The sequence below is a fragment of the Pseudoduganella sp. OTU4001 genome, from assembly GCF_038440195.1.
GTDB lineage: Bacteria > Pseudomonadota > Gammaproteobacteria > Burkholderiales > Burkholderiaceae_D > Rugamonas.
This window is the reverse complement of sequence record NZ_JASATG010000064.1, coordinates 1-10,473: the sequence shown is the minus strand read 5'-3', so window position 1 is coordinate 10,473 and position 10,473 is coordinate 1. Positions and strand designations below refer to the sequence as shown.

9 protein-coding genes and 1 pseudogene are annotated in these 10,473 nt (G+C 70.7%); 2 read left to right on the top strand and 8 right to left on the bottom strand.

Annotated features, from left to right (window positions below):
• From AAHE99_RS26470 to AAHE99_RS26435, 8 genes and pseudogenes are all read right to left on the bottom strand, one after another.
• Positions 1-961 (bottom strand): annotated as a pseudogene (locus tag AAHE99_RS26470) (hypothetical protein); the annotation flags it as partial.
• Positions 958-1,653: a tetratricopeptide repeat protein gene (locus tag AAHE99_RS26465; protein ID WP_342120942.1), complete on the bottom strand. Its 696-nt coding sequence runs from the start codon at positions 1,651-1,653 to the stop codon at positions 958-960. The gene AAHE99_RS26465 and the pseudogene AAHE99_RS26470, both read right to left, overlap by 4 nt.
• Positions 1,650-2,939: a glycosyltransferase gene (locus tag AAHE99_RS26460; protein ID WP_342120941.1), complete on the bottom strand. Its 1,290-nt coding sequence runs from the start codon at positions 2,937-2,939 to the stop codon at positions 1,650-1,652. The genes AAHE99_RS26465 and AAHE99_RS26460 overlap by 4 nt, the downstream gene beginning before the upstream one ends.
• Complete coding sequence (locus AAHE99_RS26455) at positions 2,933-3,832, bottom strand: hydrolase 1, exosortase A system-associated (RefSeq protein WP_342120940.1); 900 nt, start codon at positions 3,830-3,832, stop codon at positions 2,933-2,935. The genes AAHE99_RS26460 and AAHE99_RS26455 overlap by 7 nt, the downstream gene beginning before the upstream one ends.
• A complete protein-coding gene (locus AAHE99_RS26450; RefSeq protein ID WP_342120939.1) occupies positions 3,825-4,673 on the bottom strand; it encodes a hydrolase 2, exosortase A system-associated in 849 nt (282 codons plus the stop codon). Before AAHE99_RS26450 ends, AAHE99_RS26455 begins: the two co-directional genes overlap by 8 nt.
• The gene (locus AAHE99_RS26445) at positions 4,670-4,921 is read right to left on the bottom strand and encodes an acyl carrier protein (RefSeq protein WP_342120938.1); all 252 of its coding nucleotides are present in this window, start codon (positions 4,919-4,921) and stop codon (positions 4,670-4,672) included. Before AAHE99_RS26445 ends, AAHE99_RS26450 begins: the two co-directional genes overlap by 4 nt.
• Before the next feature lie 3 nt (positions 4,922-4,924).
• The gene (locus AAHE99_RS26440; RefSeq protein ID WP_342120937.1) at positions 4,925-6,019 is read right to left on the bottom strand and encodes a GNAT family N-acetyltransferase; all 1,095 of its coding nucleotides are present in this window, start codon (positions 6,017-6,019) and stop codon (positions 4,925-4,927) included.
• Positions 6,016-7,260: an aminotransferase class I/II-fold pyridoxal phosphate-dependent enzyme gene (locus AAHE99_RS26435; RefSeq protein ID WP_342120936.1), complete on the bottom strand. Its 1,245-nt coding sequence runs from the start codon at positions 7,258-7,260 to the stop codon at positions 6,016-6,018. The genes AAHE99_RS26440 and AAHE99_RS26435 overlap by 4 nt, the downstream gene beginning before the upstream one ends.
• Positions 7,261-7,474: 214 nt before the next feature.
• Between AAHE99_RS26435 and AAHE99_RS26430 the strand changes: the two genes are divergently transcribed.
• Complete coding sequence (locus AAHE99_RS26430) at positions 7,475-9,058, top strand: acyl-CoA ligase (AMP-forming), exosortase A system-associated (RefSeq protein WP_342120935.1); 1,584 nt, start codon at positions 7,475-7,477, stop codon at positions 9,056-9,058.
• The gene (locus AAHE99_RS26425) at positions 9,055-10,302 is read left to right on the top strand and encodes a pyridoxal-dependent decarboxylase, exosortase A system-associated (protein WP_342120934.1); all 1,248 of its coding nucleotides are present in this window, start codon (positions 9,055-9,057) and stop codon (positions 10,300-10,302) included. The genes AAHE99_RS26430 and AAHE99_RS26425 overlap by 4 nt, the downstream gene beginning before the upstream one ends.
• Positions 10,303-10,473 lie beyond the last annotated feature (171 nt).

Sequence of the window (10,473 nt, the reverse complement as noted above, 5' to 3'; positions counted from 1 at the left end):
AGCCGCCGCTGCCGAACATCTGGGTCAGCACCCAGTAGGTCAGGGCCAGCAGCAGCAGCGAAGCGCCCATGGTGCGCGCCGACAGCGTGCCGCCTTTCAGGTGGTGGGCGGCGCCGACGAAGGCGATCACGCCGCCGGCGGCGGCATAGGCCAGGTAGATATCGCGCGAGAAAGTGGTCAGGCCGGCAAACAGGCCGGCCGCCAGGCAGGCCAGGGCCAGCGCCAGGCGGCGCGGCGGCGGGTGGTTGACCAGCCACAGCGTGACGAAGGGGAAGGCCATCGCCAGGTAGGCGTCGAGCGCGGCGCCGCCGGTGTGCATGGCGGAAAACGGTGCGGTGGGGCGGTAGTCGCTGGAGAAATTGAACAGGCCGGGGAAGGCCAGGCGTTCCCACACCACGGCCAGGCTGCAGGCGGTCAGGCCCAGCAGCATGCCCGGCACCAGCAGGCGCCGCAGGTTGGCGCCCTGCTCGCCGGCGGTGGCGCGCAGCAGCGGCAGCAGCAGCAGCGGCCACAGCACGCCTTTCAGCACGCGCAGGCCGTTGTAGGGGCTGCTGTAGCTGGCAAAGGAATTGGCGTCGAGCGGGGCCAGCGGCATGACGCCGCGCCAGGCCGCCACCAGGTAGCACAGCACGAACAGGCCCAGCGCGAAGCGCGCGCCGCCCGGCAGCTTGGTCGGCGCGCGCGCGCGTCCCAGGCGCCAGTAGCCGGCGGCGCAGGTGGCCAGCAGCAGCAAGTCCAGCTCTTCCAGGAAGAACCAGCCGGTCCAGGGCGCGAAGTCGAGCACCGGCAGCAGGGCCGGCACGGCCACCAGCCAGGCTTCCGGCTTCCACAGCAGCAAAGCCATATAGCCGCCGAGCAGCAGCGCCAGCAGCAGCGGCGGCGCCGGGTACACGCTGGCGGCCGCCAGCAGCGCCGCCAGCGCGGCCAATGCCGCCGCGCGGCGTCCGAGCAGGCGCATCATGGCTGCTGCGTCGGCGCCGCGGCTGCCGGCTGCGGGTCCGCGTCCTCGGCCGGCGCTGGCAGCGCTGGCGGGTCGGTCCACTTCTTGGCGCTGACCAGCAGCTGTTTCAGGCCCGGCAGCGGAAAGCCTTGCTGGTACGCCTTATGCGCATACGGCAGCGCCTTGTCGTACTGGCGCTGCTTGGCATAGGCCAGGCCCAGGTTGTAATTGATCGACGGGTTGTCCGGATCGAGTTCGGCCGCTTTCTGCAGCATCGGCATGCCGCGTTCGCCCTGGCCGATGCCATACAAATAGTTGGCGAACAGGGTCCATGCGCTGGCATCGTCGGGCTGGAAGCGGACCGCCCGCTCGAACCAGCATTCGATCGGGTAAGTCATGCCCGAGATAGGCTTGCCGGGCGCGCGCGCGGCCAGCATGATGAGCGTGTTCAGCGCTTGCGGATGGTTGGGGAAGATCACCAGCGTGTATTGCAAGTCGGCGCCGATCTGGCCCGAACTGCCCTTGATGCCACGCCGCACATCGTCGGTCAGGTGGGCGCCCTCCACCAGGTCCTTGTTGACCTGGCTGGCGGTGCGGTAGTCGAAGGGGCCGTACCCCGAGCGGGTATTGAGGTCGCCGCAATAGGGCTTGGCGGCGGCGCTGGCGGCGGCGCACAGCCAGGCACAGGCGACAATCAGGGCTGGATATCTCATGCTTCCTCCGTAGGGCCGGCGAGGGCGGCCGGTGCGCGTTGCGATTGCGGCAGCAGGCTGTCGAGCAGCTCGGCCAGTTGGGTGGCGCGGGCCCGCCGCGTGGCGCCGGCCACGGCGGCGGCGCCTGGCAGCGGCGCCTGGCCGGCGGCGGCCAGCGCCAGGAACTGCAGCAGGCCGCGTTTGATGCCGTCCTTGTCGTCCAGCGGCGCAATGGTGTCGACGCCGGCCGCGCGCAAGGCGGCGGCGGTGTCGCCGGCGGCATCGGTCAGGGCCAGGATCGGGCGTCCGGCGCGCAGGTACTCGTATAGCTTGGCCGGGATCTGGTGGTTGCAATTGCTGGCCTGCAGCACCAGCAAGCCGTCGGCGCTCAGCATTTCGGCCAGCGCGGCGCGGTAGGCGATATGCGGCGCCAGGTGCACCAGGTCGCTGATGCCGTGCTCGGCCAGCAGCTTGCCGACATACTCGTCGTGCGCGGTGGCGCGCAGGCGGATCTGCAGGCGCGCCGCGTCGATGGCGCCCTCGGCCTTGAGTTCGGCCAGCGCGCGGAACAGGGGCACCGGGTCGCGTTCGGACGGGTAGATGATGCCGCTATGCACCAGGGTCAGCGGCTGGCCGGGCGCCGCCTGCGGCGCGGCCTGGCTGGCGTCGCGGAAATTCTCTTCGTCGTAGCCGTTTTCGATCACCACGAAGCGTTCGGCCGGGATCTCCGGATAGCGGGTGCGGTAGGTCACCACCGCGCCCGGCGTGGTGCACACCACATGCGCCGCCTGGCGCACGGCCTGGCGTTCGATCCAGCGCCAGACCCGCCACACGCGCGGGTGTTCCGGATAGCCGTCATCGGTCATCGGGTCGCGGAAATCGGCAATCCACGGCAGCCCGGTCAGCTTGTGCAGCAGCAGGCCGATCAGGGTGGCGCTGGCAATCGGGAAGGTGCTCCAGATCACTTGCGGCCGGTGGCGGCGCACCAGGCCGAGGGCGGCCGGCAGCGCGCCCAGGGTCCAGCTGGCGAAGCGGTCGGGCAGGGCGGTCCAGCCCACGTAGCGGCCGCGCCAGGACAGGTGGCGCGCCGCATCGAGCGCCCAGGCGCGCGCGACCACGGTGCCGGGCGGGATCTCGCCCATCTGGTCCGGTCCCTGGTTGGCGTAGGCGCGCGGGTGGGCCGACAGCACCAGCGGCTGCCAGCCCAGCGTGGGCAGGTATTGCACGAATTTCAGGGTGCGCTGGATGCCGCTGCTGCCGCGCAGCGGCGGGAAGTGGAACGCCACCATCAGGACGCGCTTCACCATGCGGCCACCCAGTCGGCAGTCCAGTCGGCGACCTGGTCGCGCCAGGCGCGGCGCGAGAAGGTATGGTCGGCCGCGGCCAGCGTGTGCTGCTGCACCGTGGGCGCAGCCAGCATGCGCCGCCAGGGACGCGAAGCCTTGCACATGTCGAGGAACTCCTGCGCCGTCAGGTCGGCGCCACTGAAAATGAACAGGACCCGGCCGCGGAAGCGCTGCATGCCATCGAGCAGGCGCGGGTGCAGGTCGGGGGTCAAAGGGGGCGCGCTGCCGTCGCGCGGCAGGGCCGCTGGCGCGGCTGCCGCCGGCTGCGCGGGGCTGGCGGGCGCCGCAGCGGCCTGGCGTGCGGCGCCCAACTGGCCGAACAGCGAACGCAGGCTGGCGCCCAGCGCGAACTGGCCGCGCGCCAGCTTGCGCCACAGCGCCGGGTCGCGCAGGCGCGCCCAGTAATAGTGGCGCAGGGTGGCGCGCGCCAGGCCGGCGGCGCTGCGCGCCCACGGGTTGAGCAGCACCAGGCCGGCCACGCGCGGGTCGCGGTGGCCGTAGAACAGGGCGGCGGCGGCGGCGTCGCACAAACCCCACAGCACCACCTCGCGCAGACCCGGCACGGCGGCCTGGAAGGCGTCGATGGCGCAGCGCAGGTCGTCCTGCACCGCCTCATAGGTGCGCGGCGCGCCGCTGCTGTCGCCGATGCTGCGGTAGTCGAAGCGCAGGGTGGGAATGCCGCGTGCCGCCAGCGCGCGCGCCAGCAGGGCGAACTGGCGGTGGCTGCCGGCGCGGTATTGCGGCCCGCCCACCACGATCAGCACGCCGCGCGCGGCCGGTGCGGCCGCCGGACTGAGGATGCCGACCAGGGTCTCGCCCTGGCAGCCGAAGGTCAGCGCCTGTTCGTCAAGCATGGCAGGCCTCCTCCAGCACGGCGGTGGTGGCTTGCAGCAGGGCTGGCGCTTCGGCGATTTCCTGGGTGGCCCAGAATTGCGGGCCGGGCGCGCTGGCGGTCAGCACGCTGGCGCCGGCTTCCTGCCACTGGCGCGCCACGCGCTGGGCGGCGGGCGACAGGGGACGTCCGGCCTCGGCCACCACTTCCAGCCAATGGACCGGGCAGGGCGGCGCCTGGCGCGTGCCGTCCAGGCCGTCCAGCGCCAGGGCCAGGGCCGGGTTCAATGCATAGCCGGCGATTTCCAGCGGCGTGCCGGCCGCCAGGGTGGCGCGCAGTGCCGCCGTGCCGCCTTCGGGGCCGCCCTCGCCCAGCATCTGCGCCGCCAATTGCAGGCGCAGGAACTGGGTCAGGTGGGCCGCGCCTTGCAGCACCGGCTGCCACAGCAGCAGGCGCGACGGCGCCAGGCCGGCCGGGTGCTGCGCATAGTCGAGCGCCAGCAAGGCGCCCAGGCGCAGGCCCCACAGGCCGGGCGCCTGCGGCAGTTGCGTGCCCAGGGTCTCTTGCAGCCAGTCCAGGCCGAGCGCCACGTCGGCGCGCCAGCTATCCCAGCTGGCCTCGCCGAAATCGCCGGCGCTGTCGCCGCAGCCGTGCAGATCGAGCTGCAGCACGGCCCAGCCCTGCGCCGCCAGCGCAGCCGCCTGCAAGGCGGCCATGCGGCGCGCCTTGTTCATTTCCTCGGCAAACGGGTGCAGGTAGAGCCAGGCGCCGCGGCAGGGCGCCGCCGGCGCATGGTAGAGAGCGAAGCGTGCCGCCGCACCGTGCGCGAGAAACAGGGCTTGCGGTGCGGCGTCAGGCATCATGCGGTCAGCTTGTACTGGACGAAGCTGGCCAGGCTGCCCAGGGTGGCGAAGGTGGCGGCGCTGATTTCGTCATCGTCGACGGTGAAGCCGAATTGCTCCTCCAGCGCACCGATCAGCTGTACCACCGCCATCGAATCGAGTTCCGGCAGGCTGCCCAGCAGGGCGGAATCGGCTTCCAGGTGCTGGCCGGCCGGACCCAGGGCGAGCACGTCGGTGAGGATGGTTTTGACTTCTTGCAAGTACAGCATTGATTACTCCGTGGTTGGGTGTTCCGCCACGGGCGGCGCCGGGCGCGCGCCGCCCAAACGGGCACGCAGCCGGGCCGCCAGCGCATGGCGGTTGCGGACCAGGTTGTGCATCGACAACATCCCGGGCCAACGATAAAGGTTGACATGGTACATGGTCCGGATTTCCTCGGTCCAGCGCGTATGCCATTCCATCACCTTGCCATAGAACTCCAGGCGGGCGAAACGCTGCTCGTCAAACAATTGCTGCACGCATTCTTCGCGCATCAGCATGGTGGGCGACAGGCTGGACGGCACACTCTCGTCATAGGTGGTTTTCAGCACGATCAGGCAGCCGTGGCCCTCGATGCACAGGTCCATCGCCACCAGCTGTTCGCCGAAGTGGTAGCGGTAGACGCAGGCCGCGCCGCGGCGGGCAAAGCCTTCCAGCATGCCCTGGTAGAAGCGGCCCTGGGCGTTGTCCGGGTGCACGGCGGTGCCGCGGCCGGCTTTCCAGCCGGCGCTTTCCAGCCGCCCGTAGTCGGCGATGGCGGCCGCCATCTGTTCCGGCGCGCGGCTGGCGCTGAGGCGGGTGGCCGTGCCTTCCTTGTCCAGCCGGGAGCGCTGCTTTTTCAGGTTGCTGCGCAGGTTCTTGCCGCGCGCGGCCCAGTAATCGGCAAAGCTGCCGGCCAGGGTGATGCGGGCGGTGCGGATATAGTCGTCGGTGCCGAGCGTGGCGGCGGCCGGCGGCCGCACTTCCAGCTGCGGGTCGCGCTGGGTCAGGCTGAGCATGAGCGGCCAGCCGGGCAGGGCGCGCAGCAGGCTGGCCAGCACCTCTTCGAGCGGCGGCAGCGGCGCGTGCATCCACAGGCTGAGCGGGGCCTGCGACGGCTGGAAGGTGGCCCAGCCGCCGCGCTGGCTGCGCGCCAGGATGCCCATGGCGATGATCTTGTCGTGCTGGCGGCCGATCGCCAGCAGTTCGCTGCCGTCGCCGAAGCAGGCCAGCAGGGGCAGCACGAATTCCGGTTCCAGCAGCGGGGTGGCGGCGGTGGCGGCGTTGAAGCTGCGCCAGGCGTCGGCGTGGTCGGCCAGGGCGCTGGCCGGCAAGAGGGTCCATTTCATGCGGCGCTGGCCTCCACGGCGCTGCGCACTTGCGCGATCATCCAGGCCAGCTCGCTGGCGCGCAACTCCTGGTGGCAGGGCAGTTGCAGCACCTGGCGCGATAAGGTCACGCTGTTGGCGCAGACGCTGGCGTCGACCCCCGGCCACAGGAATTCGCCAAAGCGCACCACCGGCACGCCGCGCGACTTGAGGGTGCGGAACAGCGCCTGCGGCTGCTCCACCTTGAGCGGGAAGACCCAGGGGTAGACGCCGTCGGGCAGTTGCGCGAACAGCGGCTGGCAGCCGGGCAGCTGGCCCAGGGCGTTCTGCAGCTGCTGGTAGTGGCGGCGGCGCAGCGCGCCCATGCGGCGGCGCGACACCAGGCGCAGCATCAGGCGCGACATCAGCGAGGAGCGCTTGTCCAGCCAGCGCGGGTCGAAACTGAAGCCGCCGTCCGAGGAGCCGGGCGCCAGCGGCGCGGCGTCGGCCCTGCGGCGCGCCTTGAGCAGGCGCCACAGCACCGCTTTGAGCTGCAGCGGCGCCCAGCTCAGGGCGCGCAGCACGGGCATGCGGCCATAGCCCCAGCCGCTTTCCAGCGTATTCAACATGGATTTGATTTCAAAGCCGGCGCCGGCCGACTGCAGCTGTACAGTGGCCAGCGGGTGGCGCGCCGACACCAGGCAGCCGCCCTCGTACAGCGGGAAGAATTTCATGCTGGAGGCAATCGCGTAATCGCCCCAGCTGCCCAGCGGGCGTCCGCCCACCGAACCGAGGAAGGCGTGCGCGCAGTCTTCCAGCAGCTGCAGGCCGTGCGCATCGCAAAAAGCGCGCAAGGCCGGCAAATCCTGCGGGAAGCCGAAGTAATTGGTGGCCATCAGCAGCTTGCAGCGGCCGTCCAGCTTGCCGGCCACGTCGTCCAGGTCGACCGCGGTGTCGGCCTTGATGCGGTAGAACACCGGGGTGGCGCCGGCCCAGATCACGGGCTCGACCATCGAGGCGCAGTGGTAGGCCGGCACCAGCACCGCATCGCCCGGCTGCACGCCGGCCTGGCGCAGCGCCAGCGCAATGGCCACGCGGCCGCTGGTGACATAGCGGCGCTCGGGAGCGTCGAGGATGGATGGCACGGCGGGCGCGCTGGCGTGGCCGAAGGAGGCCAGCGAAAGTACCGGGCTGGTCGGCAGCTGCGCCGGCGGCCAGGCTGGCACAGGGGCCGCCGCGGCGGATGCGTTGTCGTCGAGGTTGGAAACGGTAGAATTGCCCATGCCGGCGGTCGCTTCAAGAATGGCGGTCAAACAAGTATAACCCCGCCGTAAGCGGGCGCGGCGGTGGGGCTTAATTAAAACACAATCGATGGCAAATTTGTCACGCTTGTTGCTTTTTCGGCAGCAAATATTGTGGCTTTGCGGAGTTGCGCAATTGTAAAATGCTAATATTGCACAGTCGGGCCTGCCGCCCCTGCCCTAATCTGGAATTCCCATGAGCGACCTGATTCACGACCTGCTGTTCCGTTCGGCGCAGCGCAGCCCCGCCGCCGAAGCGCTGGTCTACGGCGCCCAGCGCCTCGACTATGCCGCCCTGGCCGCCCTGGTGCGGCGCAGCGCCGGCGCCCTGCTGGCGCGCGGCCTGGCGCGCGGCGAGCGGGTCGCGGTCTACATGGAAAAGAATGTCGAGAACGTGGCCGCCATGTTCGGCGCCGCCGCCGCCGGCGGCGTGTTCGTGCCGATCAACCCCTTGCTGAAGCCGGAACAGGTGGCCTACATCCTGGCCGACTGCAATGTGCGCGTGCTGGTGACCTCGGTCGACCGCCTGCGCCTGCTGCAGGATGCGCTGGCCCATTGCCGCGACCTGCGCGACGTGATCGTGGTCGGCCAGGCCACGCCGCCGGCGCTGGCCGGCGCCGCCGTCACCGGCTGGGAGGCGGCGCTGGCGGCCGCCCCGGCCCATTGGACGCCGCACCGCGCCATCGACGGCGACATGGCCGCCATCCTGTACACCTCGGGCAGCACCGGCAAGCCGAAAGGCGTGGTGCTGTCGCACCGGAATATGGTGGCCGGCGCCGCCAGCGTGGCCAGCTACCTCGGCAATACCCCGGACGACCGCCTGCTGGCCGTGCTGCCGCTGTCCTTCGACTACGGCCTGAGCCAGCTGACCACGGCGTTCCACGCCGGCGCGACTGCCGTCCTGATCAACCACCTGCTGCCGCGCGACGTGCTGAATGCCGTGGTGGCGGAAAAAATCACCGGCCTGGCTGCCGTGCCGCCGCTGTGGATCCAGCTGGCGCCGCTGCCCTGGCCGGCCGATTGCACCCTGCGCTACCTGACCAATTCCGGCGGCGCCATGCAGCGCCCGACCCTGGACGCGCTGCGCGCCGCGCTGCCGAATGCCAAACCGTTCCTGATGTACGGCTTGACCGAAGCCTTCCGCAGCACTTTCCTGCCGCCGGAAGAACTGGAGCGCCGTCCCGATTCGATGGGCAAGGCGATCCCGAATGCCGAAGTGATGGTGCTGCGCCCGGACGGTTCCGAATGCGCGCCGGGCGAACCGGGCGAGCTGGTGCACCGCGGCGCCCTGGTCTCGCTCGGCTACTGGAACGACCCGGCCAAGACCGCCGAACGCTTCAAGCCGATCGGCGCCCTGCAGTACGGCCTGCCGCTGCCGGAGCTGGCGGTGTGGTCGGGCGACACGGTGCGCAAGGATGAGGAAGGCTTCCTCTACTTCATCAGCCGCAACGATGAAATGATCAAGACTTCCGGCTACCGCGTCTCGCCGACCGAGGTGGAGGAAGTGGTGTATGCGCGCGATGCGGTGGCCGAGGCGGCCGCGCTGGGCGTGGCGCATCCGGCGCTGGGCCAGGCCATCGTGCTGGTGGCGCTGCCGCGCGACGGCGTGGCGCTGACCGCCTCCGACTTGCTGGCGGCGCTGAAACCGCACCTGCCGGCTTATATGCTGCCGCAGAAGGTCATCATTGCCGAGGCCAGCCTGCCGCGCAACCCGAACGGCAAGATCGACCGCAAGCTGCTGTCGACCCAGTACCAGGACGCCTTCGCGGAGGGCGCATGAGCATGGACACCCCGCGCGCCCGCCCGCAGCACGCGCCGCTGCTGCAATTCGCGGTCGAGGACGACTGCCTGCTGATCGGCGGCATCCCGCTGCCGCGTCTGGCAGCCCGGGTCGGCCAGACCCCGTTCTACGCCTACTCGCGCGCCGCCATGACGGCCCGCGTGGCCGAGCTGCGCGCCGCGCTGCCGGCCGAGGTGCACCTGCATTACGCCATGAAGGCCAACCCGATGCCGGCCGTGGTGCAGCATATGGCAACCCTGGTCGACGGCCTCGATGTGGCGTCCGGCGGCGAGCTGCGGGTGGCGCTCGATACCGTGATGGACCCGGCCCTGATCAGCTTTGCCGGCCCCGGCAAGGGCGAGGCCGAGCTGTCCTGCGCGATTGCCGCCGGCATCGTGCTGAACCTGGAATCGGAAGGCGAGCTGGAGCGCGCCGCCGTGATCGGCCAGCGCCTCGGCATCGTGCCGAAAGTCAATGTGCGGGTGAACCCGGACTTCGAGCTGAAATCGTCCGGCATGAAAATGGGCGGCGGCCCCAAGCAGTTCGGCGTCGACGCCGAGAAGGTGCCGGCCATGCTGGCGCGCATCGGCGCGCTGGGGCTGGACTTCCACGGCTTCCACATTTTCAGCGGCTCGCAGAATTTGAAGGTGGCGGCGCTGCAGGAAGCCCATGAAAAGACCTTTGCGCTGGCGCTGCGCCTGGCCGAGGCGGCGCCGCGCGCGCCGCGCATCCTGAATATCGGCGGCGGCTTCGGCATCCCGTATTTCCCGGGCGAGGAGCGGCTTGACCTGCCGGCCGTCGGCGCCAACCTGGCGCGCATCCTCGATGAGGTCCGGCCGCGCCTGCAGGGCGCGCAAGTGGTGATCGAGCTGGGCCGCTACCTGGTGGGCGAGGCCGGCGCCTATGTATGCCGGGTGGTTGACCGCAAGGAGTCGCGCGGCCAGGTGTTCCTGGTGACCGACGGCGGCCTGCACCACCACCTGTCGGCCTCCGGCAACTTCGGCCAGGTGATCCGCAAGAATTACCCGGTGGTGATCGGCAACAAGGTGGCGGGCGGCCCGCGCGAACTGGCCTCGGTGGTCGGCCCGCTGTGCACCCCGCTCGACCTGCTGGCCGACCAGATGGAACTGGGCCAGGCGCAAGCGGGCGACCTGGTGGTGGTATTGCAATCGGGCGCCTATGGCGCCACAGCCAGTCCGGCGGCTTTCCTGAGCCATCCGGCAGCGCTGGAAGTCTTCGTGTAAGCGGAAGGGAACGCTATGGGCGGGATGTGTGGATGGATGGGGTTTGCCGGCGCGCCGGCCGTGCTGGCGCAGATGGCGGCGCCGCTGTCGCGCTTCGACCACAGTCCGGCGCAGTCCCATGCCGGGCCGCGCCGCGGCGCCCCCGGCGCGGCGCGCGGCGGCGCCGGCCCG

Excerpts from the sequence above, each read along its gene's own strand:
- AAHE99_RS26460 (WP_342120941.1), bottom strand. The coding sequence starts at position 2,939 with ATGGTGAAGCGCGTCCTGATGGTGGCGTTCCACTTCCCGCCGCTGCGC.
- AAHE99_RS26440 (WP_342120937.1), bottom strand. The coding sequence starts at position 6,019 with ATGAAATGGACCCTCTTGCCGGCCAGCGCCCTGGCCGACCACGCCGAC.
- AAHE99_RS26425 (WP_342120934.1), top strand. The coding sequence starts at position 9,055 with ATGAGCATGGACACCCCGCGCGCCCGCCCGCAGCACGCGCCGCTGCTG.
- AAHE99_RS26450 (WP_342120939.1), bottom strand. The coding sequence starts at position 4,673 with ATGATGCCTGACGCCGCACCGCAAGCCCTGTTTCTCGCGCACGGTGCG.
- AAHE99_RS26445 (WP_342120938.1), bottom strand. The coding sequence starts at position 4,921 with ATGCTGTACTTGCAAGAAGTCAAAACCATCCTCACCGACGTGCTCGCC.
- AAHE99_RS26435 (WP_342120936.1), bottom strand. The coding sequence starts at position 7,260 with ATGGGCAATTCTACCGTTTCCAACCTCGACGACAACGCATCCGCCGCG.
- AAHE99_RS26430 (WP_342120935.1), top strand. The coding sequence starts at position 7,475 with ATGAGCGACCTGATTCACGACCTGCTGTTCCGTTCGGCGCAGCGCAGC.
- AAHE99_RS26465 (WP_342120942.1), bottom strand. The coding sequence starts at position 1,653 with ATGAGATATCCAGCCCTGATTGTCGCCTGTGCCTGGCTGTGCGCCGCC.
- AAHE99_RS26455 (WP_342120940.1), bottom strand. The coding sequence starts at position 3,832 with ATGCTTGACGAACAGGCGCTGACCTTCGGCTGCCAGGGCGAGACCCTG.